Below are 21,060 nucleotides of genomic sequence, written 5' to 3'. Positions count from 1 at the left end.
GGCCCGTCGTCACGAGGAAGGGGATGCACATGGCACGCGTCACGGTCGAGATCGCGGATCATGTCGCGCGCGTCACGCTCGCGCGGCCCGAAAAGCTCAACGCGGTGGACCCCGAGATGCTGGAGGCGATCATCGCGGCCGGCTCGGAGGTGGATCGTGACGACGTGCGCGCCGTCGTGCTGGCCGGCGAGGGCCGGGCCTTCTGCGCCGGGCTCGACTTCGCCAGCTTCGCGGCGATGGGCGGGCTCGATCCGCGCGAGATGGTCCTGCCGCGCACCCACGGCGACACCAACCGCTGGCAGCAGGCGGCGATGGTCTGGCACCGGCTGCCGGTGCCGGTGATCGCGGCACTGCACGGGCAGGTCTACGGCGCCGGGCTGCAGATCGCGGCGGGGGCCGACATCCGGATCGCTGCCCCCGACGCGGAGCTCGCCGTGATGGAGATGAAATGGGGCCTGGTGCCGGACATGGGCGGCATGGTGCTGTTGCCGCGGCTTGTGCGCAGCGACGTCCTGCGCCGGCTCACCTACACGGCGCGGCCGGTGGGCGGCGACGAGGCGCTGGCGCTGGGCCTCGTCACCGAGCTGGCCGAGGATCCGGCGGCCGCGGCGCAGGCGCTCGCCCATGAGGTCGCGGGCCGCAGCCCGAGCGCGGTGCGCGCGGCCAAGCGTCTGATCGCCGTCGCCGAGAGCGGCGTGGAGGCCGCCGAGGTGTTGATGGCGGAATCGCGCGAGCAGGCCGGGCTGATCGGCGGCGCGGATCAGATGGAGGCGGTGGCCGCCAACCTGGCGCGCCGCCCGCCGCGCTTCGAGTGAGATGGGCGAAAGCTCGCCGGCGGTGGGGCCTGCGCATCGCGGCGTTTGCCGCGGCGTCCCTGCAAGGCTAGGATTCGTCCGGGAAATCGTCGGGAGCCGCCCAATGCGTCATCTCAGCCGCCGCGCGGTGCTGGCCTTCGCCCTCGTGCCCCTGGCGGGCTGCGGTCTCGGGCGCGAAAGCAGCGAGGCGCAGGTCGCCACCATGTCCTTCGCGCCGCGCGCGCCACTTTATCCCGGCGAGACGGCCGAGCTGCGCCGGCTCGTCAACAAATGGGCCGATCATTACGAGGTGCCGCGCGCGCTCTTTCACAAGGTGATCCAGCGCGAGAGCGACTATCGTGCGGACGCGCTCAACCGGGCGGGGCCCTATTACGGTCTGATGCAGATCCTGCCCGCCACCGCGCGCAGCATGGGCCATCAGGGGCCGCCGCGTGACCTGCTCGACGCCGAGACGAACCTGAAATACGCCGGCCGCTACCTGCGCGGCGCCTGGCTCGTGTCGGGCGGCGACATGGACGCCGCGGTGATGTGGTATGCCCGCGGCTACTACTACGAGGCCAAGCGCCTGGGCCTGCTGGAGGAGACGGGGCTGCGCTGACGACGGCCGCGAAGAGGCCCGGTCACGGGCCGATGAGCGCGGCCTGTGCAGGCCGGCATCCCGCTTGACCCTCCCCGGCCTCCGGGCCACTGTCCCGCCGACCCGACGGGAGAGTTCATGGCCCGCACGCCGCCCCCCTTCGCCGCTTTCGAGTGGATGATCGCCTGGCGCTACCTGCGTGCCCGGCGGGCCGAGGGCGGCGTCTCGGTGATGACCTGGATCAGCCTGATCGGCATCACGCTTGCGGTCTTTGCGCTGATCGCCACCCTCGCGGTGCGGTCCGGCTTCCGGGCGGAGTTCGTGGACACGATCCTGGGCGCGAACGCCCACGTCACGGTCTATGCCCTGCCCGCGCAGAACGAGCGCGGCGTGGTGGACCGCGCGATCGAGGACCATGGCGCGATGTCTGCGCGCCTTGCCGAGCTGCCCTTCGTCACGCGGGCCGCGCCGCTGGTGCGGGGGCAGGTCATGGCGACCGCCAACCGCCGCAACACCGGCGCAGAGGTCTACGGCATCTCGGCCGAGGATCTCGCCACCCTGCCGCGCATCGCCGACCCCGAGGCGAGCGCGGGCGACATCGCCCGTTTCGGCGAGGGAGTCGCCATCGGCTCGGGCATCGCGCGCGAACTGGGCCTGGCGCCGGGCGACCGCATCCGCCTGATCTCGCCCGACGGGGTCAAGACCGCCTTCGGCACGAGCCCGCGGGTGAAGGCCTACGAGGTGACCTACATCTTCACCGCCGGGCGCTACGACATCGACCGCACCCGCATCTACATGCCCTTCGCGGAGGCGCAGAGCTATTTCAACCGCGAGGGCGCGGCCGACGAGATCGAGGTGATGGTCCGCGATCCCGACCGGATCGACGCCTACGGCCCCGCGATCCGGCAGGCGGCGGGCGGCGCGGTGCAGCTCTGGACCTGGCGCGACAGTTCGGGCGCCTTCCTGCGGGCGCTCGAGGTCGAGGACAACGTGATGTTCGTGATCCTGTCGATCCTCGTGCTGATCGCGGCGATGAACATCGTCTCGGGCCTCATCATGCTGGTCAAGAACAAGGGCCGCGACATCGGCATTCTCAGGACGATGGGGCTCACGGAGGGGGCGGTGCTGCGCGTCTTCTTCATCTGCGGGGCGTTCACGGGGCTGATCGGCACGGCGGCCGGTGTCGTCCTGGGCGTGCTCTTCGCGATCTACATCGACCCGATCTTCGCCGCGGTGAACTACCTCTCGGGCGGCGGGGTCTGGGATCCCTCGCTCAGGGGCATCTACTACCTGCCGGCGAAGCTCGAGGCGGCGGACGTCCTCTCGGCGGTGGCGCTGTCGCTCGGGCTCTCCTTCGTCGTCACGATCTTTCCGGCCCGGCGCGCGGCGCGGATGAACCCGGTCGAGGCGCTGCGCTATGAGTGAGGCGGCGCTGGAGCTCGAAGGCATCGAGAAGACCTACAACGCGGGCCGGGAGAACGAGGTCCAGGTCCTGCGCGGCGCGACGCTCGCGCTGGAACGCGGCCAGGTGACGGCGCTGGTGGCGCCCTCCGGCGCGGGCAAGTCCACGCTGCTGCACATCGCGGGCCTGCTCGACGTGCCGGATGCGGGCCGCGTCGGGATCGGCGGCCGCGACATGACCGGCGCGGGCGACCGCGAGCGGACGCGGGTGCGCCGGCGCGATGTGGGCTTCGTCTATCAGTTCCATCACCTGCTGCCCGAGTTCTCGGCGCTCGAGAATGTCATGCTGCCGCAGCTCGCCGAGGGGCGGCCCAAGGCGGAGGCCGAGGCGCGGGCGCAGGATCTGCTGGCCAGCGTGGGGGTTGCCGACCGGGCAGAGCATCGTCCCGCCGCGCTTTCGGGCGGCGAGCAGCAGCGCGTGGCCTTCTGCCGCGCGCTGGCCAACGCGCCGCGCGTGCTGCTGGCCGACGAGCCCACGGGCAATCTCGATCCGGCCACCTCGGACAGGGTCTTCGGCGCGCTGATGCAGCTCGTGCGCGAGACCGGCCTCGCCGCGCTGATCGCCACGCACAATCTCGAGCTCGCCGCACGCATGGACCGGCAGCTCCGGCTCGACGAGGGGCGCGTGATCGCGGCCTGAGTGCCCGGACCTCAGCGGCGCAGATACTCCATCACCGCGGGGCGCACCGACTGATCGCCGCGCGCCCGGGCCTCCTCGATCACCTCGCGCACCTCGCCCAGATGCGAGCGGCGCAGGAGATGCTTCACCGGCCCGATCGAGGCCGGCCGCATCGACAGCGTGCGGATCCCCATCGCCGCGAGGCACAGCGCCTCGATCGGGCGGCCGGCGTCCTCGCCGCAGAAGGAAAGCGGCGTTTGCGTCTCGGCGCAGCGCGTCACGATCTGTTCGATGAAGCTCAGGAAGCTCACGTTGAGCGTGTCGTAGCGCCGGCGCACCAGCTCGTTCTCGCGGTCGGCGGCGAAGAAGAACTGCTTGAGATCGTTGCCCCCGATCGACAGGAACTCCACCTCCTCGAAGAAACGCCGCGACGCGAAGGCGAGGCTCGGGGTCTCCAGCATCGCGCCCACCTCGAGCGAGGCGGGCAGGGGGTGGCCCAGGATCCGCTCGCGCTCGAGCGCCTTGTCCATCTCGGCGCGCGCGGCGCGCCACTCCTCGTATTGCGCGATGAAGGGGAACATGACCGTCAGCGGCCCGCCGGCCGCGGCGCGCACCAGCGCCTGAAGCTGCATGCGCAGCACCCCCGGCTTGTCGAGCCCGACCCGGATCGCGCGCCAGCCGAGCGCGGGATTGGGCTCGTCCACCGCGTTCATGTAGGGCAGCACCTTGTCCGAGCCGATGTCGAGCGTGCGGAAGACCACCCGCTTGCCCTGCGCGGCCTTCATGATGCGCGCGTAGAGCGCCGAAAGCTCCGAGCGGCGCGGCATCTGGTTGCGGATGAGGAACTGAAGCTCCGTGCGGAAGAGGCCGACGCCCTCGGCGCCCGAGCCTTCGAGCGAGGGCAGATCGGCCATCAGCCCCGCGTTCATGTGCAATGAGACGACCGTGCCGCAACGCGCCTCTGCCGGCTTGTCGCGGATCGAGGCGTAGCGCTTCTGCGCCTCGGCCTGCATCGCGATCTTGTCGCGGAAGGCGCTCGCCACGCTTTCGTCCGGGCGCAGGTGCACCACCCCCTGTTCGCCATCCACGGCGACGGGGTCGCCGTTGAGCGCCTCGGTCGCGATCCGGTCCGCCTGCACGAGCAGCGGGATGGCGAGGGCACGGGCGACGATCGCGGCGTGGCTGCCGACCGAGCCCTCCTCGAGCACCACGCCCTTGAGCCGCCGGCCGTAGTCCAGAAGCTCGGCAGGCCCGATGTTGCGCGCGATCAGGATGGGGTCGGCGGGCATCTCGGCCTCGACGGCCTGGCCCTGGCCGGTGAGCAGCCGCAGCAGGCGGTGCGAGAGGTCGTCGAGGTCATGCAGCCGGTCGCGCAGATAGGCGTCGGTCACCTGCGAGAGCCGGGCGCGCGCCGCCGACTGCTCCTTCTCCACCGCGGCCTCGGCCGAGAGGCCCGAGGCGATGCTTTCCTCCATGCGCCTCAGCCAGCCGCGCGAGTTGGCGAACATGCGGTAGGCCTCGAGCACCTGAAGCTGCTCCTGGTCGCCGTCCGCGGCGCCGTCGAGCATCCGGTCGACGCCGACGCGCAGCCGCTCCACCGCCTCGTGCAGACGCTTCAGTTCGGCCTCGGGGTCGTCGGCGATGGGGCGGGTCACGACCACCCGCGGCTCGTGCAGCCAGACGTGGCCCATCGCCACGCCCTCCTGTCCCACGGTGGCGCGGATGGTGGCCGGCTGCTGGTGGGGCGCCCTGAGCGCTGCGCCCTCGCCGACGAAGGCGCCGAGCTCTGCCATCTCGGCCACCACCATCGCGACGACCTCGAGGGCGTAGACCTCGTCGGCGGTGAACTGGCGCGCCTCGCGCGACTGCACGACAAGGACGCCCAGCATCTCGCCCAGCCGCTGGATCGGCACGCCGAGAAAGCTGGAATAGGCCTCTTCCCCGGTCTCGGGCATGTAACGGAAGCCCCGCTCGGCCGGCGCGTTTGCGGTGTTCACCACCCTGCCGGTGCGCGCCACGCGGCCCACGAGGCCCTCGCCGAGCCGCATCCGGGTCTGGTGCACCGCCTCCGGGCGCAGGCCCTCGGTCGCGCAGAGCTCCAGCGTTTCCTTGTCGCGGAAAAGGTAGATGGAGCACACCTCGGTGCCCATCGACTCGGCGACCAGCGTGGTGACACGATCGAGGCGCTCCTGTCCCGCCCCCGCGCTCGCCATCGCGTCGCGGAGCCGGCCGAGCAGCTTGCGGCTTTCGCTCTCCGACCTGTCGGGCATGGCCTGCGCGCGTCGCTCCTCGCCCAGAAAGAACCCCGGCAGACGTTAGAGCACAACCGCGGGGGGGAATGAAACGACTATTGCGCGCGGGCGCCCGCTCAACCCGATTTCTCGAGCTCGAAGGCGTCGTGCAGGGCCTGCACGGCGAGCTCCATGTACTTGCGGTCGATGAGCACGGAGATCTTTATCTCGGAGGTGGTAATCACCTTGATATTGATTCCCTCCTCGGCCAGCACGCGGAACATCCGCGCGGCCACGCCCGACTGGCTGCGCATCCCGATGCCCACGACCGAAACCTTGGCCACGCTCATGTCCGAGACGAGATCGCGGAAATTGATCTCGCCGGCCGCGCGCGCCTCGAGGAGCGCCTTCTCGGCGCGCTTGACCTGGTCGGTCGGCAGCGAGAAGGTCATGTCGGTGCGGCCCTCGTCCGAGATGTTCTGCACGATCATGTCGACATTGACGCCCGCTTCGGAGAGCGGCCCGAAGATCGCCGCGGCGATGCCCGGCCGGTCGGCCACCGAGATCAGGGTCATCTGCGCCTCGTCGCGCGAGAAGGCGACGCCGGAGACGGGTCTCGATTCCATGATTTCCTCCTCGTCGCAGACCAGCGTGCCGGCCGCGTCGTCCTGTTCGCCGAAGCTCGAGAGCACCCTCAGCTTCACATTGTAGCGCATCGCCAGCTCGACCGAACGGGTCTGCAGCACCTTGGCGCCGAGCGAGGCCAGTTCCAGCATCTCCTCGAAGGCGATGCGGTCGAGCTTGCGCGCCTTTTCCGACACGCGCGGGTCGGTGGTGTAGACACCGTCCACGTCGGTGTAGATGTCGCAGCGCACGGCGTCGAAGGCGGCGGCGAAGGCGACCGCGGTGGTGTCGCTGCCGCCCCGGCCAAGCGTCGTGATCCGCCCCTCGGGGCTCACGCCCTGAAAGCCCGCGACCACGGCCACCTTCATGCCCTCGCCGAACTTGCGGCGGATGTTGTCGGGCGGGATCTCCTCGATCCGGGCCGCGCCGTGGGCCGAGGTGGTGCGCACCGGCACCTGCCAGCCCTGCCAGCTGCGGGCAGGGATATCCATCTCCTGCAGCGTGAGCGCCATGAGACCCGCGGTGACGTTCTCGCCGGAGCTGACGACCGCGTCGTATTCGCGCGCGTCGTAGAAGGGCGAGGTTTCGTTGACCCAGCCCACGAGCTCGTTGGTCCGCCCGGCCATGGCCGAGACGATGACGATCACGTCATGCCCGTTGGCGACCTCGCGCCCGACGCGCTTGGCGGCGCGGCGGATGCGGTCGAGCGTGGCGACGGAGGTGCCGCCGAATTTCATCACGAGCACGGACATGCGGGCCTGCCTCGGGGCGCGGGAGTCGCTTGCCTTTAGGCAAGCGGCGCGCGTCGCGCAAGGGGGGCGCTTGTGCGACGCCGGGGCCACGGCTAGGCAGGAGCGATGCTGCTCTACCGCCTTCTGATTTCGGTGCTGGCCGTGCCGCTGGGCCTGCGCTTCGCGCTGCGCCGCCTGCGCGGCCGGGAGACCGGAACAGCCTTGTCCCAGCGGCTGGGACTGGGGCGCGGACCGGCCGTCCGCCGCCCGACGATCTGGCTGCACGCCGCCTCGAACGGCGAGCTCGCCTCGGCGCGTCCGGTGATCGAGGCGCTGCGCGCGGAGCGGCCCGACCTCGGCTGGCTGGTGACGACAAACAGCGTCACGGGCCGCGATCTCGCCGACGCCTGGGGGCTGCCGGCGATGCTCGCGCCGCTCGACCTGCGCTGGGCTGCGGCGCGGCTGATCCGGCGGTGGGACGTTCGGCTGCATCTGACGCTCGAATCCGAGCTCTGGCCCAACCGCCTCGCGGCCTGCGCTGCGCGCGGCGTGCCGGTGGCGGTCGTGGGCGCGCGTCTTTCGGCGCGCAGCGCGCGGGCCTGGGGCCGCGTGCCGGGGCTCGCCCGCAGCGTCCTGGCCCGCGTCGATCATGTGTCGCCGCAGGATGCCGACAGCGGCGCACGGCTCATCGCACTGGGCCTGGAGCCGGAGCGCCTCGGGCCGGTCCTCGAGCTCAAGGCGCTCTACACGCCGCCCGCCGTCGCGCCGGAGCCCGCGCTCGGCGCCGCCTTTCCGCGCGCGCGCACCTGGCTCGCCGCCTCGACCCACGAAGGCGAGGAGGAGGTGGCGATCGCCGCGCATCTGGCCGCCCGAAGCGCCGAGCCCGGGCTGCGGCTGATCCTCGCCCCGCGCCATCCATCCCGCGCCGAGGCCGTGGCGCGGCTGCTCGCGGACGCGGGGCTCGATCATTCACGCCGCAGCGACGGGGCGACGGAGACCGAGGTGCTGCTCGCCGACACCCTGGGCGAGATGCCGCTCTGGTATGCGCTGGCGGGCCGCGTCTTCGTGGGTGGGTCCATCACGCGGCGCGGCGGGCACACGCCTTACGAGCCTGCGGCCTTCGGTTGTGCCCTGATCCATGGCCCGGACGTGGCCAATTTTCGCGCCGCCTACGGCCGCCTCGCGGCCGCCGGCGCGGCGAAGCGCGTGGAGTCGGCCGGGGACCTGGCAGAGGCGCTGGGTGCGCTCGCGACCGAAGACGCGCAAGCGCGCGCCGGTGCGGCCGCGGCCGCGGCGCTGCGTCCCGAAGGCGGCCTCGAAGGGCTGCTCGACGCGTTGCGTGCGCGCTTGCCCCAAGGACGTGACGGGCCCTAGCGCGGCGAGGGCGCTCGGCAAGAGTTGCGCACGCCTGTCAATGCCTTATGCTAAGTCGGCGTGTGATCGAGCAGGGCCTGTTCATGATCCGATACGCCTTGAAATGCGCCGAGGGCCACCGTTTCGAAAGCTGGTTCCAGTCGGCCGGAGCCTTCGAGAAGCTCGAGAGCGCGGGCATGATCGCCTGCGCCGTCTGCGGCGGCGCGTCGGTGCAAAAGGATCTGATGGCGCCGCATGTCTCCGGCGGGCGCGAGACGGCGCCGCAAGGCGCCACGCCGACGCCCCCCGCCGAGCGTCCGCTGTCGGCGCCCGCGCATCCGGCCGAACAGGCCCTGCGCCACCTTCGCGCCTTCGTGGAAAAGCATTCCGAGAACGTCGGGAACAGTTTCGTGACCGAGGCGCGCGCGATCCATGCCGGCGAGGCGCCGCAGCGCCCGATCCACGGTCAGGCCCGCCCGGAAGAGGCGCGCGAGCTGGCCGAAGAGGGTGTGCCGGTCGCGCCGCTGCCGTTCGATCCCGAGCGCAAGAGCAACTGAGATGTCCGCCCCGCACGCCGTGGTCACCGGCGCGAGCCGCGGGATCGGCGCCGCGCTGGCCGCGACGCTCGCCGCGCGCGGCTGGGATCTCACCGGCACGGCCCGCAGCGGCGATCACCTGCGGCTCGACGTGACGCGGCCCGAGGACTTCCGCGCGCTCGCCGCCGCGCTCGATTCGCGGCCGGTCGATCTGCTGGTCTGCAATGCCGGGATCTACCCGGACAAGGGGCAGAACCTCGCCGACGGATACCCGCCCGCTATGTGGGCAGAGACCTTCGCGACCAATGTCACCGGCGTCTTTCTTACCGTGCAGACGCTGCTGCCCAATCTTCAGATGGCCGGGCGGCCGCGGATCGCCGTGATCTCGAGCCAGATGGGTTCGAGCGAGCGCGCGGCCGGCGGCAGCTACATCTACCGTGCCTCCAAGGCGGCGGCTGTCAATCTCGGCCGCAACCTCGCCGCGGATTTGGCGGCCCTGGGCATCGCCGTGGGCATCTACCACCCCGGCTGGGTGCAGACCGACATGGGCGGCGCGCGCGCCTCGCTCACGCCGGACGAGGCGGCGGCCGGCCTTGCCGATCGCCTGGAGGCGCTGGACCTCGCGAGTTCGGGCCGCTTCGAGACGTGGGACGGGCGCGAGCATCCCTTCTGACTCGTGTGGATAGCCGGAAAAAAGCGGTCTGGTGATACACTTGCCGCTTGCCGTTGATGTGGACGGTTTTGCCGGCCGCCGGGTTCAGCGCCTCATTGCCGCAAGAAGCGCGGCTTCGAGTTCCGCCAGCAGCCTGGCGTTGTCGAAGCGCGCCTCGGCCCGCGCGCGGGCGGTCTCTCCCATCGCGCCCGGGTCGGCCTGCGTGAGCGCCGCGCGGATCGCGTCGGCGAAGCCGGCCGCGTCGTGCTCCTCCACCAGATAGCCCGTCTCGCCCTCGACCACCGCCTCGGGAATGCCCGCGTGGCGCGTGGAGACGACGACGCAACCGGCCGCCATCGCCTCCTGGATCGCGGTCGGCAGGCCCTCGGTGTTGCCCTGTCGGTCGGTCACCGAATGCTGAAGGAAGAACTGCGCGCCCGCCAGCAGGTCGCGGACCCGTTCGTGCGGCTGCGCGCCCAGGAAGGCGACGCGATCGGCCACGCCGAGCTCGTCCGCCGCCGCGCGGCAGCGCGCCAGCAGCGGACCGTCGCCCACGAAGTCGAGCCGGGCCTCCGGCAGGTCGCGCGTCGCCTCGGCGAAGGCGCGCAGCGTCGTATCCGGCGCCTTCTTCTCGACGAAGCGGCCCACCGCCAGGCAGGACAACGGCCGCTTCTCGCCCGGTTTGAAGCGGCGGACGTCCACGCCGCTCGGGATCACCCGCGCGGCGGGGTGGGTCACGCCGTGCCGCGCGAGATTGTCGAGCAGGAATTGCGAGACCGCGAAGACCCCCGCGAGGCGCGGCATCATCCTGCGGTAGGCTTCGACGATGCGCCGGTCGCCGAGCGCCTTGGAGGCGTCCGTGCCGCGGAAATAGGTGAAGACGGGCAGATCCAGCTCCTGCCCCAGCGGCGCGACGGCCAGCGCCTGCGTGCCGAACTCGGCCAGGATCACCCGAACGTCATGCGCGCGGAGAAAAGCCGCGAGATCGCGCTTCGCGCTGCCGAAGGGCAGCCGCGAGGTGGCGTGCACCAAGCGGTTGCGCAGAAGCCAGTAAGGCGCGACCACGGCATCGGACGGATGCAGCCGGCGCCCGCGCCGCGCGAAGACGGGCTTCTCGTAGGGGTTCGCGCCGTTGAAGCGGCCGCAGACCACCACGGTCTGTCCCCCGAAAAGCTCCGCGATGTGGCGATTGATGAAGGTTTCGCCGCCCAGGTGGTACTCGCTCGTGGCGATGCAGGCGCGCATGGCCCGGCCCCCGCTGTTGACCGCGTTCCCGTAGCAATCGGGGCAGGGGCGCGCAAGGCGCGGCGGAGCACGGTTCACATGCAGATGTATCCCGGTTATGTCTGCGCAACATTGCGCTGTCACCGGAGGAGCCGCCCGGCCGATGTCCGCCAGTTTTCGCGAGATCAAGGCCGATGTCCGCGCCCGCATCGCGCGGGGCGACTGGGCGCCCGGCGCGTTGCTGCCGACGGAGGCGGACCTCGCCCGCGCCTATGCCTGTGCCCGCGCCACCGTGAACCGCGCCCTGCGGGAGCTGGCCGAGGAGGGCCTGCTCGAACGCAAGCGCAAGTCGGGCACGCGCGTGCGCCGCGCGCCGGTGCGGCAGGCGCGTTTCGACATCCCCCTGGTGCGGCGCGAGATCGAGGATCAGGGGGCGGCCTATCGCTATGCGCTGGTGCGCCGCGCCGAGATCGCCGCCCCCGACTGGCTGCGCGCGCGCATGGGACTCGCCGCCGCCGCCCCGGTGCTCCACCTCGTCGCGATGCACTACGCGAACGGCGCGCCCTATCAGCACGAGGAACGCTGGATCAGCCTCGACACGCTGCCGCAGGCGCGCAGGGCGGACTTCACCCGGGTCGGTCCGAACGAATGGCTGGTGGCGACCATCCCCTTCACCGACGCCGAACTCAGCTTCACCGCGACCGCGGCCACCGAGGCGCTCGCCGCGCATCTTGGCTGCCCGCCGGGCGACGCGCTGTTCCGGATGGAGCGCAGCACCTGGTTCGAGGGACAGCCCGTGACCTATGTGCGCATGACCTTCCCCCCCGGCCACCGCATGACGACGCGCTACTGAAGCGGCGGCCCGCCCTCGGGTCGCCTCATGCGGCGGTCGAGGTGCCCTGGGGGTGATTGGCCGCGGCGCGCAGACTCGCTTCGAGGTCCGAGGCCAGGCGCTCGTATTCCCGCCGCAAGGTTCCGACCGAGCCAAAAAGACGGGCCAACCGGCGTTGCGTCTTCGCATAGGCCTCGCAGAAGGCTGCATCGGGCTCGAAGTCGAGGATCCGCTGCGCTGCGGTCTCCGGTTCGAGGCCGAACAGGTTGATCCATCCTCCGTCCGGGACGACTTCATGCACGCGGTGCGACGGCGCCGCCACATAGAGAGGGATCGCGCCGATGGCGAAGGCGTCGAAGAGCTTCTCGGTCAGATAGTTTCGTTGATGGGTGTTCTCGATCGCCGAGAGCACGCGACAGTTGTCCTCGAGCTGCAACAGCTTGTCGAGATGCCAGTCCGGCAGATCCTGGCGCGGTGGTTCCTCGTTCCAGCGCAGCCCGATCCGCCGCACCCGTTCATCCTCACAGGCCATGGCGATGCGGGTTCGCAGCGCCGAAAGCCCGTAGATCTCGTGCATCGGCCAGGCGACATCGTACTTCTCGCTCTCGCGCCTGGTGGCCATGAAGACGATGTCGCGCCGCCGCGCGAAGACCGTCCTCCACGCCTCGGCATCGAGGCGGGCGTTACGGGTGAACCGCAGGGCGTATCTGTTGAAGAAGCTGCGATCGGTCAGCGGAAAGTAGGGAATGGCCTTGAATTCGAAGACCCGCGAGGTCTGGTGATTGAGTTGCCGGGCGGTGATCGGCCCGTCGGGTGTCTCCCGGGTTAGGGTGGCGGACCCCGGCACGCCGCCCCAGGCCGTGTCCCAGAAGGGCTCTTCGGAGAGCAGGACAAGGGTCTGGTCGGGATGAAGGCTTCGCCGCAGCTTTTCCCCGTGGGCCTTGAGGTCTTTCACATGCGCGATCACCACGACCTGAGCCTGTTCCATGCGCTCGGTGATCTCGATCCTGCCGGCGCAGGCCCGGCGAATGGGGACATAGGCCAGCGGCTGGCGGTGCTGGTAGTCGCCGTAGGGGAAGACCCGCAGGGGAGCTGTGCGGTTTCCGTCTTGGGTAACGGGGATGCTTTGCGATGCGGCCGTCAACCTTCACGCCTCCGGTGGAACATCTGCGCTGTCTTCCCCGTCAGACGGGTGCTGCCGACGGCGAAGGAGCCGGCCCAGTGTTAAGGGATGTCTCCGCTGCGATCCATGGGCTTGATCATCCGCGGCCCTCCTCGCGGTCGTCGCTGAGCGGGCGGCGGAGGGCCGGGTCGGTCGGGCGTGCCGTCCGCCGATCGGACGGAAGGAGACCCGCCAGAGGCACCGTCGTATGAACGCCGCACAGGGCGCCGGTCCTATTCGTATCCGGTCATCTCCAGATAGCCGCGTCCCTCATGGCTGCCGCGGACCCGCACGGGCCCCTCCCAGTAGGGCACGCTGGTGTCCATCCAGGCGGCGGGATTGATCGCCTCGACCGTCACGTCGAGATGCCGGTCGGGGACTTCGAGGCGCCAGCGCGTCGGCACCGCGCGGCCGGCGACCTCGGTCGTCGCCAGCGGGGTGGCGGCCAGCGCGTCGTCGCCCAGGGCGCGTGTGGCGCCGTCCGGCGCGATCCAGGTGCCCGACTCGAACGTGCCGCCGTCGGTCTGGCGCAACTGGAAGGCCATGAGCTTCGCGCCGCCGTCGAAGGTCAGCGAGAACCAGTCCCAGCCGGTCTGGTTCTCCGCCAGCGGCTGCGAGGACCATTCGCGGTCGAGCCAGGCCGACCCGCTCACCTCGACCTCGCCCTCCGGCAGGGTGAGCGCGCCTGCGATGCGGTAGAAGGGTTGGGAATAGTAGTAACTGGCCTGTCCCTGCGCCGATTTGACCGAATAGCCCCCCTCGCCGTGGAAGACGAGCGGCCCCTCGGCCCGAAGCTCCATCGTGTAGGCGAAGGACTCCCCCGAGGCCCTGAGCGCGAGGTTGTCGAGGCTCTCGCCCGCCATGCGCCAGTCGTCGATCCAGGCGGCGAAGGGGTCGGCGATCACACCCGCCTGCCCGATCCCGCCGCGGGCGAAGCGTTCGGCGCTGTAATGCGCCTTGGGCGTGGTGACGGCGGCATGGGCGAACCAGATCTGCGGGCTCTCCCACCCTTCCGCCTCGCCGGGGGCGAGGGCGGAGCGGAAGAGCGTCCATTGCAGCCCGTAGGGCGTGCCGTCCGGCCCTTCCAGATTGGCCGTGAGATACCACCATTCGATGCGGTAGTCGGGGTGTGCGCCGTGGTCGGCGGGAAAGGTGAAGGACGGGTCCGGCTTCGGCATGGCGAAGCCCTGGGCCTCCGTGCCCATGCCGGCGAAGCCCTGCCCCGCGGCCGGCAGGGGCACGGCGAGCAGCACAAGGAGCGGCAGGATCTCAAGCCTCATTGGCGAACACCTTCAGAAGCGCCGAGGGCGGCGTGCGCGCCAGGCGCAGCGCGGGCCAGACCGCGGCCGCCACCGCCGCGGCGAGTGCGAGCGCGCCCAGCCTCGCGTAATCATCGGGAAAAAGGAACATGGGCAGCCGCCAGCCGAAGGCCTCGACGTTGATCACCGCCAGCAGCATCCATGCGAGCGCGAGTCCCAGCGGCAGCGCGGCGACCAGCGTGAGCGCGGCCAGCACGCCCGCGCGCATGAGCTCCAGCCGCCCCAGCTCGCCCCGCGTCAGCCCCAGCGCCCAGGCCGGAGCCAGCTGCGGCACGCGCATGCCCGCCAGCGTCAGCAGGCTCATCAGAATGGCGAAGCCGGCCACCGCGAGGGTCAGCACGTTGAGCGCCGCCGTCACGGTGAAGGTGCGCTCGAAAACCCCCATCGAGAAGGACTTGAGCGAGGACTGATCGACGATCTGCCCCGGATCGAGCCCCGCGTCCCCGACGAGGGCCTGCCTCAGCTGCTCGGGATCGTCGCTGCGCAGCCCGAAGCGCGTGGCCCGCACCTCCGGGAACAGATCGCGGAACAGGTCTTCGCCGGTGACGACCTGACCGTTCGGGTTGCCGTAGTCGCCGACGACGCCCGCGATCGGCAGCCTGTGGTCCGGCGCGAGCGTCAGGCGATCGCCCGGCCAGAGGTCCGCCCGCCGGGCGAGCTGCTCGTTGACGATCACGGCCTCGCCCGCGGCCACGCGATCCCAGACATCGCCATCGCGCGCGAGAAAGGCCCAGGTCTCCGTGTAGCTCGGCCCGACCCGCAGGCCGCGGATCTCCACCTGGCGGTCGGCAAGCCGCGACTCGATCGACAGGATGGGCAGGACCTTGGCGCCGCGCGCCGCCGCCAGGTCCTGGAGCGCGGCGGCCTGCGCGGACCCGTCCGTGCTGGCGTAAAGCTCCGCCGTCAGCCGCTGGTCGAGGAACCCCTCGAAGGTCAGGCGGAAGCTCGACACCATGGTCGAGACCCCGACGTTCGCCGCCATCGCCAGCAGGAGCGCCATCAGCGCGAGGCTGAGGCCCGGCAGTTGCTGGCGCGTGTCGGCCCAGAACCAGGCCGGCCGCACGCCCCGCGCCAGACGCTCGCCGGCCGCGAGCGCCAGGTCGAGCAGGGAGGGCAGAAGAAGCGCCGCGCCGATGAGCAGGCAGGCGAGGCTCGCGAAGCCGAGGATCAGCCCCTCGCCCACCGCCAGGAGCGCAGGGGCGGCCAGCATCAGCAGCAGGGCCGCCGCCGCCTGCACCCCGCGTCGGCGCCCCGCCGCCACCGCCCAGGCCCGCGCGCCGCCGCTGGCCAGCACCGGCATGCGCGCGATGCGCCAGAACGCGCCCGATGCGGCCAGCGCCGTCCCAAGAAGCGCGATGCCCAGGCCCGAGAGCCACCAGGCCGGATGCAGCCGCAAGGCGCCCGAAACCTGCGCCCCGTAGAGCCCTTCGAGGGTCGCGGCCACGTCGGGCAGCAGGCTCGCGGCCAGCACGTAGCCCAGCGCGACGCCGATGGTCCCGGCCACGAGCGCGATCGCCGCGAGTTCCAGCCCCATCAGCACCATCAGGCGCCGCAGCGGCAGACCGAGGGTCCGCAGCGTGCGCAGCATCGCGCGCCGCTGCTCGAAGGCAAGGCCGATCGCCCCGTGCACGATGAAGATGCCGACCGCGAAGCTGAGCAGGCCGAAGGCGGTCAGATTGAGGTGGAAGCTGTCGGTGAGCTGGCCGATATCGGAGGTCTGCTGCGAGGGACGCTCCACCAGCCCCGGCGCGACGCGGTCGAGCGGCGGGCGGCCACGCGGCTGCGTCTCCTCCAGGATCAGCCGGCTCAGCTCGCCCGGGCGGTCCAGCACGCGCTGCGCCACGCCGATGTCGGTGAGCGCCGTGCCGGGCGCCAATCCGGGATCCTCGACGACGGTCTGCGGCAGGGTCGCCGCCAGCGCCTCGGCGATCTCGGGGTGGGCGAAGATCACGTCGTCGGAAAGGAAGGCCTGCAAGGGCGCCTCGCCGGCCTGCGTGACCGGCCCGGCGCTGCCCGGCGCGGTAAGCGGGTCGATTCCCACAAGCCGCACGCGGCTCTGGCCTGCGCGCAAGCTTCCCTCCAGCACCGGCCCGGCCTGCCAGCCCGCCCGCCGCAGCGCGAGCCATGTCTCCTGCGGGATCGTCTCTCCGACGCGCGGCACGAGCTGGTCGAACCGGCCCTCGCCCAGCACCGCGGCCGCCGCGTCGTAACTTGCCCGCGCCTGCGCGTTGAGCGCCTGCACCCCCGACCACAGCGCGGTGGCCAGCGCGAGCCCCGCGACCAGCGTGAAGAGCTGGATCGGATTGCGCCGCCAGTAGGACCAGAGCGCCGAGAGGGCCGCCGCCGTCATTCCAGCCGCCCGCGGCGCAGGTGCAATCGCCGCTCCATCCGCGCGGCCAGCGATTGCGAATGCGTCACCATCAGCAGCGCGGCGCCGGTCTCGCTCACCAGCTCGAGCATCTGGTCCAGCACCGCGCCGGAGGTTGCCTCGTCGAGGTTGCCGGTGGGCTCGTCCGCGAGCACCAGCCGCGGTCGCGCGGCGAGCGTGCGCGCGATGGCCACCCGCTGCTGCTGCCCGCCCGAAAGCTGCTCCGGGTATTTCTCCAGCTGGTCCGTCAGACCCAGCGCCGCGGCCAGACGCGCCGCGCGATCGGGATCGTGACGCCCGGCGAGGCGGGCCTGAAAGGCGATGTTCGCCGACACGGTCAGCGAGGGGATGAGGTTGAACTGCTGAAAGACGATGCCCACCGTGCCGCGCCGCAGGGCCGCGCGGCCCGCGTCGTCGAGCGCTGTCACCTCCTGCCCGTCGATGCGGATGCTGCCGCCGTCGGCGGTGTCGAGCCCGCCCACGAGGTGCAGAAGCGTGCTCTTGCCCGACCCGGACTCGCCCGTCAGCGCGAGCGTGCGTCCTGCGTCGAGCGCGAGCTCGACGCCGCGCAGCACCTCGACCGGACCTTCCGGTCCGGCGAACGACTTGGTGAGTCTTTCGATCTCGAGCAGCATGCCGCCTCCCTGGCCGGCAAGCTATGCCACGCCACGCGGATGGAAAGCCATGACGTTGGGATGTCGCGCCCAGGCCGCTGCGCCGCGGCGGTCCGGGGTCGACTTCCGCGAGATCCGGCCGTTGGCGCGGGAGGGAGCACGCGGCAGCGCCGGCGCCCTTGGGGCGGGCGGACCCCAAGAGGGTTCGCGCGCCTGCCGAATGCCCGCGCGGGGCCCGGTCAGAAAACGGCCCAGAGCGACAGACCGCCGACGAGGACCAGGCTCAGCGCCCAGACGAGATCGAGGTTGAACCAGCTGCGCGAGAGGAACTTCAGCCCCAGCCAGGCGTAGACGCCCGCGGCGATCGCGCCGCCCGAAAGCGACATCGCGAGCGTATGGACCACCGCGACGGAGGCCGCGACGGCGGCGTTGCCGCCCATGAGCGTGTCGGCGGCGGCATGGCCCGCGTCGGTCTCTACCGTGCGGCAGATCCCGAGGTAGATCGGCACCAGCATCAGCCCGGCGCCATGCGCCATCGCGGCGAGGAACGACCAGAGCGCCAGCCGCGAGGGCGGCACGCGGGCGAGGAAGCGGGGATGACGCCGGTTGACCAGCAGGTAGAGGCCCAGCGCGATCACCAGCAGCGAGGCGCCGATCTGGATCTCGCGCTGCCATTGGGCGAGCACCAAGAGCGCCGAGAAGGGAAAGAGGATCGCCGCCATGGCGATCAGGTGGCCCGCGGCCAGCGCGACGAGCGCCTTGATCAGGCGCCCCTGTCCCCGGTCCATGAGCGCCGCCGACACCGCCAGCGGCCAGCCCATGCCGGGGTTCACGCCGTGATAGATGCCGGAGGCGACGACGGCCCACCAAAGGGCCGCCGCCGTGGTCATGCCCTCCACCCGTCAGACGGAGGGGTAACAGAAGCTGTCGGTCGAGCAGTCGCCGCCCTCGAGGCGGATCTGGTGGGTGCGATAGCCCTCGGGAAACTCCACCCAGAAATCCTCGGCCAGCTCCAGACCGCCGTTCTCGCCGGCGTGCGCCATGACCATCGCGGCCCCCCGGTCGCCCGGATAGAACTGGTCGTCCCAAGTCGAATAGAGCGAGTTGGTCCAGTAGACGCGCTTGCCGTCACGGCTGATCTCGACCATCTGCGGGCCGTAACCGAAAGGCTTGCCGTTGGGGTGCGGCGTCTTCTTCACGATACCGCCGATCTCGACCTTGCCCGCCAGCTTCGGGTTCATCGGGTCGGAAACGTCATACTGGTGCATCTCGCCCGTGCCCCAGCAGGAGACGTAGAGGAACCGGTCGTCGAGGCTGAGGTCGATGTCGGTCACCAGCGGCGGCACCGCCTCGAAGCCCTTGAGCAGGTCGGGCAGATCGTCGGCCGAGGCCGGTTGCGGATCGATGGTGATGGTCTTCTTCGCGTCGAAGGTGCCGTCCGGCTTGCGCCACCAGGTGAAGATCGCGCCCTGCAGGTTCGTCGTGTCCACCACCACGCCGCAGAAGCCGTAGTCCTTGGCCGGGTCGTGGGCGGGGCGAATCTCCAGCGCCATCTGGTGGTTCTCGCCGAGGTCGATGGTCTGGACGTTGCGCCGCTCGCGCAGGTTCCAGAAATGGATCGAATGGCCGTATTTGTTCGAGAGCAGATCCTCGGGCACCAGCCCGTTCTCGAACTGCGGCGGCAGGCCCCATTCGGAGCTGACCATGTAATCGCGCGGCAGGTTCCACCAGAAGTCGTAATGCTTCTCCTGCTTGCCGCGGTCCATCTCGTAGCGACCGAGGATCTCGAAGGTCTCGCAATCCATGATGAAGATCCCCGGCGGGCCGTCGGTGCCATCCGGCCCGCCGCCGCCCAGCGTGCTCACGTAGATGCCTTCCGGCCCGCAATGGATCGTGTGGGGGCGGGAGTAGCCGGTCTTGGCGAAGACCTCCTCGGGCTCGATGATCTTGTGGATCTTCGCCTTCAGCGGCTCCTTCACGTCGATCACGTAGATCCGCGAGGACCGGATGCCCGGGATGATCAGATAGCGCCGCTCCAGAAAGGCGTGGCCCGTGAGCGGCGAGAGTGCGGAGGAGCAGGCGTTCCAGCCGAAATGGTGAAACTCGTCGCCCTTGTTCGGCATGATGACCTGATGGACGATCTGGCCGTAGGACTTCGACGTGGGATCCACGTCGATCACGGCCAGCCCATCGGGCTGCGTTCCGTCCGGGCTGAGCATGAGGGTGAAGGCGAGCGTCTCCGCGGGCGCCTCCATGGCAAGTCGCGGTGTCGCGTGGAATGTCGGATCCGGCCTAAGGTTCATGGTAAAATCCTCCCTGGAAAAGGCGCCCCTCTTTTTCCTCTGCGCCCTTGCGTCAGCGTGTCACGTGACGCCGGGTAAGCGCAAATGATTTGAGCGCTGCCAGGGCGCGCCCGCGGGCCTGTCCGAGCTGGTCCGAAAACCGGTCGGGTTCTCGGCTCTGCGCCGGGTCCAAGCCTGCGGGGAAGCTCTGCGAGGCGGCTTGGGCGAAGCGTGTCGCCGCGCGCATGTCGTAGCCGCGGGCGCCCCGGTCGCAAGTGGGACGGAACTCCTCGGTGCCCGGGGTATTGTGAGGGGAAAGGGGCGGCGAGCCCGACCCATCTGGAGCAGAGGCCGGGTCGGGGCGCGCGTGCATGTCGATGCGACCGCGTCGCCGCCGCGACGTTCATCGGGGGAGGCCTGGGATGACCATGTCAGCGTTGCAGCACGAGCTGCGCTTCGCCGTGATGCCGATGGACCGCGAGGATGCCGGCGGCAGCGAGTTCTCGCGCACCATGGCGCCGCATCCGCTCGCGTATCAGGAACTGCCCTACGATCCGCTCTACACGATCTACAATCGCCGGCTGACCGCGATGTCGATGGCCGGCTTTTCGGCAGACGACGCCTACTGGCAGCTTCGCCGTCACGCCATCCTGCGCCACACGGGCGAGTTGCCGATCGAGATCCGCGGTCCGGACGCGGAGAAGCTGCTGAACTTCGTGTTTACCCGCGACGTCGCGAAGACCCGGGTGGGCCGCTGCAGCTACCAGATCGCCTGCTACGAGGACGGCGGCATGATCCTCGACGGCGTCCTCGTTCGCCTCGCCGAGGATCGCTTCTGGTACGGGCAGGCGGACGGCGACCTCACGGACTGGCTGATCGCGCATGCCCGCGGCATGGATGTCGAGGTCTTCGACCCGCACGTCTGGATCAGCCAGGTGCAGGGACCGGACTCGCTCAGGATCCTGGAAGCCGCCGTGGACGACGCCTATCCCGAGCCGTTCCGCTACTTCGACGCGGCGCGCGTGCGGATCGCTGGGCAGGAGGTCGTGGTGACCCGTTCCGGCTTCACCAACGAGCTGGGCTGGGAGGTCTATCTCGAGCCGGAGACGGACGCGCAGGCGGTGGGCGAGCGCCTTCTCGAGGCCGGGCGGCCCTGCGGTCTGAGGCCGGTCGCGATCGGCGGCGCCCGCCGCATCGAGGCGGGGTTGCTCAACGCCGGCTCCGACTTCGACGCGTCGGTGACGCCCTTCGCCGCGGGTCTGGGCGCAATGGTAAGCCTCGAGAAGCCCGAGTTCATCGGGAAGGCAGCTCTCGAGAAGGCCGATCGGCGGCGCCGCACATGGGGCCTGCGCGTGCCCGGCGGCGTGCCCCGGCTCGGCGACAGCCTGCACCACGATGGTGTTCCGGCCGGTCGTATCTGCTCCGCCGCGTGGTCGCCCTACCAGAGATGCGGCGTGGCGATCGTGCGGCTCCACGATCCCGACATCGGGCCGGAAACCCGCCTCGAGGTGGCCTGCCGGGACGGCCGGACGCGTCCGGCCGAGACCTGCGATCTGCCCATGTACGACCGGGAGCGGAAGATCCCGCGGGGGCTGGTAGTGGACATCCCGGCGATTTCGGAGGCAGGGGAAACGCACTAGTCGGTTCGCTGTCCGCCCGG

General features: G+C 70.8%; 18 protein-coding genes. 9 read left to right on the top strand and 9 right to left on the bottom strand.

Annotated elements, in window-relative coordinates:
• Positions 1-29: 29 nt before the first annotated feature.
• The 4 genes from DRV85_RS16265 to DRV85_RS16250 all read left to right on the top strand — a co-directional run bounded on the left by DRV85_RS16265 (position 30) and on the right by DRV85_RS16250 (position 3,493).
• Entirely contained in the window at positions 30-815 is a 786-nt protein-coding gene (locus DRV85_RS16265; protein WP_113290565.1) for a crotonase/enoyl-CoA hydratase family protein, read from the top strand.
• Positions 816-918: 103 nt separating this feature from the next.
• Positions 919-1,413 (top strand): lytic transglycosylase domain-containing protein, encoded by a 495-nt coding sequence (locus DRV85_RS16260; RefSeq protein ID WP_113290534.1) that lies wholly within the window; start codon positions 919-921, stop codon positions 1,411-1,413.
• A 117-nt stretch (positions 1,414-1,530) separates the two neighbouring features.
• Positions 1,531-2,817 carry a lipoprotein-releasing ABC transporter permease subunit gene (locus DRV85_RS16255; protein ID WP_113290533.1) on the top strand — a complete coding sequence of 429 codons (1,287 nt, stop codon included), beginning with the start codon at positions 1,531-1,533 and terminating at the stop codon, positions 2,815-2,817.
• Positions 2,810-3,493: an ABC transporter ATP-binding protein gene (locus DRV85_RS16250; RefSeq protein WP_113290532.1), complete on the top strand. Its 684-nt coding sequence runs from the start codon at positions 2,810-2,812 to the stop codon at positions 3,491-3,493. Before DRV85_RS16255 ends, DRV85_RS16250 begins: the two co-directional genes overlap by 8 nt.
• A gap of 11 nt (positions 3,494-3,504) precedes the next feature.
• On the opposite strand, the gene ptsP is transcribed toward DRV85_RS16250, so the two are convergent.
• Together ptsP and DRV85_RS16240 are read right to left on the bottom strand one after the other, a co-directional pair.
• Positions 3,505-5,742 carry a phosphoenolpyruvate--protein phosphotransferase gene (gene ptsP / locus DRV85_RS16245; RefSeq protein WP_113290531.1) on the bottom strand — a complete coding sequence of 746 codons (2,238 nt, stop codon included), beginning with the start codon at positions 5,740-5,742 and terminating at the stop codon, positions 3,505-3,507.
• A gap of 98 nt (positions 5,743-5,840) precedes the next feature.
• Positions 5,841-7,079 (bottom strand): aspartate kinase, encoded by a 1,239-nt coding sequence (locus DRV85_RS16240; RefSeq protein WP_113290530.1) that lies wholly within the window; start codon positions 7,077-7,079, stop codon positions 5,841-5,843.
• A gap of 105 nt (positions 7,080-7,184) precedes the next feature.
• Here DRV85_RS16240 and DRV85_RS16235 point away from each other — a divergent pair, with 105 nt between their 5' ends.
• The 3 genes from DRV85_RS16235 (at position 7,185) to DRV85_RS16225 (ending at position 9,620) form a co-directional block, all read left to right on the top strand.
• Positions 7,185-8,432 (top strand): 3-deoxy-D-manno-octulosonic acid transferase, encoded by a 1,248-nt coding sequence (locus DRV85_RS16235; RefSeq protein ID WP_113290529.1) that lies wholly within the window; start codon positions 7,185-7,187, stop codon positions 8,430-8,432.
• An 83-nt stretch (positions 8,433-8,515) separates the two neighbouring features.
• Positions 8,516-8,968: a DUF1178 family protein gene (locus tag DRV85_RS16230; protein ID WP_113290564.1), complete on the top strand. Its 453-nt coding sequence runs from the start codon at positions 8,516-8,518 to the stop codon at positions 8,966-8,968.
• Position 8,969: 1 nt separating this feature from the next.
• Positions 8,970-9,620: an SDR family NAD(P)-dependent oxidoreductase gene (locus DRV85_RS16225; protein WP_113290528.1), complete on the top strand. Its 651-nt coding sequence runs from the start codon at positions 8,970-8,972 to the stop codon at positions 9,618-9,620.
• 84 nt (positions 9,621-9,704) lie between these two features.
• Here DRV85_RS16225 and DRV85_RS16220 read toward each other — a convergent pair whose 3' ends face one another.
• Positions 9,705-10,844 (bottom strand): glycosyltransferase family 4 protein, encoded by a 1,140-nt coding sequence (locus tag DRV85_RS16220; RefSeq protein WP_113290527.1) that lies wholly within the window; start codon positions 10,842-10,844, stop codon positions 9,705-9,707.
• Positions 10,845-10,986: 142 nt separating this feature from the next.
• Here DRV85_RS16220 and DRV85_RS16215 point away from each other — a divergent pair, with 142 nt between their 5' ends.
• Entirely contained in the window at positions 10,987-11,676 is a 690-nt protein-coding gene (locus DRV85_RS16215; protein ID WP_113290526.1) for a GntR family transcriptional regulator, read from the top strand.
• A 25-nt stretch (positions 11,677-11,701) separates the two neighbouring features.
• Here DRV85_RS16215 and DRV85_RS16210 read toward each other — a convergent pair whose 3' ends face one another.
• The 6 genes from DRV85_RS16210 to DRV85_RS16185 form a co-directional block, all read right to left on the bottom strand.
• Positions 11,702-12,799, bottom strand: coding sequence for a glycosyltransferase family 10 domain-containing protein (locus tag DRV85_RS16210; RefSeq protein ID WP_233495560.1), 1,098 nt, complete (start codon positions 12,797-12,799; stop codon positions 11,702-11,704).
• A gap of 251 nt (positions 12,800-13,050) precedes the next feature.
• Positions 13,051-14,097 (bottom strand): lipocalin-like domain-containing protein, encoded by a 1,047-nt coding sequence (locus DRV85_RS16205; RefSeq protein ID WP_113290525.1) that lies wholly within the window; start codon positions 14,095-14,097, stop codon positions 13,051-13,053.
• On the bottom strand, positions 14,087-16,486 hold the full coding sequence (locus DRV85_RS16200) for an ABC transporter permease (protein ID WP_113290524.1): 2,400 nt from the start codon (positions 16,484-16,486) through the stop codon (positions 14,087-14,089). Before DRV85_RS16200 ends, DRV85_RS16205 begins: the two co-directional genes overlap by 11 nt.
• A complete protein-coding gene (locus DRV85_RS16195; RefSeq protein WP_113290523.1) occupies positions 16,483-17,139 on the bottom strand; it encodes an ABC transporter ATP-binding protein in 657 nt (218 codons plus the stop codon). The genes DRV85_RS16200 and DRV85_RS16195 overlap by 4 nt, the downstream gene beginning before the upstream one ends.
• 218 nt (positions 17,140-17,357) lie before the next feature.
• Complete coding sequence (locus DRV85_RS16190; protein WP_113290522.1) at positions 17,358-18,008, bottom strand: hypothetical protein; 651 nt, start codon at positions 18,006-18,008, stop codon at positions 17,358-17,360.
• 12 nt (positions 18,009-18,020) lie between these two features.
• Positions 18,021-19,421 carry a selenium-binding protein SBP56-related protein gene (locus tag DRV85_RS16185; protein ID WP_113290521.1) on the bottom strand — a complete coding sequence of 467 codons (1,401 nt, stop codon included), beginning with the start codon at positions 19,419-19,421 and terminating at the stop codon, positions 18,021-18,023.
• A gap of 401 nt (positions 19,422-19,822) precedes the next feature.
• On the opposite strand from DRV85_RS16185, the gene DRV85_RS16180 reads away from it, so the two are divergent.
• Complete coding sequence (locus tag DRV85_RS16180; protein ID WP_158540184.1) at positions 19,823-21,040, top strand: aminomethyl transferase family protein; 1,218 nt, start codon at positions 19,823-19,825, stop codon at positions 21,038-21,040.
• The last annotated feature ends 20 nt before the right edge of the window (positions 21,041-21,060 follow it).

Origin of the sequence: Rhodosalinus halophilus, assembly GCF_003298775.1 — a bacterium.
GTDB lineage: Bacteria > Pseudomonadota > Alphaproteobacteria > Rhodobacterales > Rhodobacteraceae > Rhodosalinus > Rhodosalinus halophilus.
Note: the sequence above shows the minus strand (reverse complement) of the source record. Positions and strands in the feature narration are given on the sequence as shown.

Bases quoted from the DNA above. Each gene is read 5' to 3' on its own strand.
- DRV85_RS16265 (WP_113290565.1), top strand. From the start codon at position 30: ATGGCACGCGTCACGGTCGAGATCGCGGATCATGTCGCGCGCGTCACG.
- DRV85_RS16260 (WP_113290534.1), top strand. From the start codon at position 919: ATGCGTCATCTCAGCCGCCGCGCGGTGCTGGCCTTCGCCCTCGTGCCC.
- DRV85_RS16255 (WP_113290533.1), top strand. From the start codon at position 1,531: ATGGCCCGCACGCCGCCCCCCTTCGCCGCTTTCGAGTGGATGATCGCC.
- DRV85_RS16250 (WP_113290532.1), top strand. From the start codon at position 2,810: ATGAGTGAGGCGGCGCTGGAGCTCGAAGGCATCGAGAAGACCTACAAC.
- ptsP (WP_113290531.1), bottom strand. From the start codon at position 5,742: ATGCCCGACAGGTCGGAGAGCGAAAGCCGCAAGCTGCTCGGCCGGCTC.
- DRV85_RS16240 (WP_113290530.1), bottom strand. From the start codon at position 7,079: ATGTCCGTGCTCGTGATGAAATTCGGCGGCACCTCCGTCGCCACGCTC.
- DRV85_RS16235 (WP_113290529.1), top strand. From the start codon at position 7,185: ATGCTGCTCTACCGCCTTCTGATTTCGGTGCTGGCCGTGCCGCTGGGC.
- DRV85_RS16230 (WP_113290564.1), top strand. From the start codon at position 8,516: ATGATCCGATACGCCTTGAAATGCGCCGAGGGCCACCGTTTCGAAAGC.
- DRV85_RS16225 (WP_113290528.1), top strand. From the start codon at position 8,970: ATGTCCGCCCCGCACGCCGTGGTCACCGGCGCGAGCCGCGGGATCGGC.
- DRV85_RS16220 (WP_113290527.1), bottom strand. From the start codon at position 10,844: ATGCGCGCCTGCATCGCCACGAGCGAGTACCACCTGGGCGGCGAAACC.
- DRV85_RS16215 (WP_113290526.1), top strand. From the start codon at position 10,987: ATGTCCGCCAGTTTTCGCGAGATCAAGGCCGATGTCCGCGCCCGCATC.
- DRV85_RS16205 (WP_113290525.1), bottom strand. From the start codon at position 14,097: ATGAGGCTTGAGATCCTGCCGCTCCTTGTGCTGCTCGCCGTGCCCCTG.
- DRV85_RS16200 (WP_113290524.1), bottom strand. From the start codon at position 16,486: ATGACGGCGGCGGCCCTCTCGGCGCTCTGGTCCTACTGGCGGCGCAAT.
- DRV85_RS16195 (WP_113290523.1), bottom strand. From the start codon at position 17,139: ATGCTGCTCGAGATCGAAAGACTCACCAAGTCGTTCGCCGGACCGGAA.
- DRV85_RS16190 (WP_113290522.1), bottom strand. From the start codon at position 18,008: ATGACCACGGCGGCGGCCCTTTGGTGGGCCGTCGTCGCCTCCGGCATC.
- DRV85_RS16185 (WP_113290521.1), bottom strand. From the start codon at position 19,421: ATGAACCTTAGGCCGGATCCGACATTCCACGCGACACCGCGACTTGCC.
- DRV85_RS16180 (WP_158540184.1), top strand. From the start codon at position 19,823: ATGACCATGTCAGCGTTGCAGCACGAGCTGCGCTTCGCCGTGATGCCG.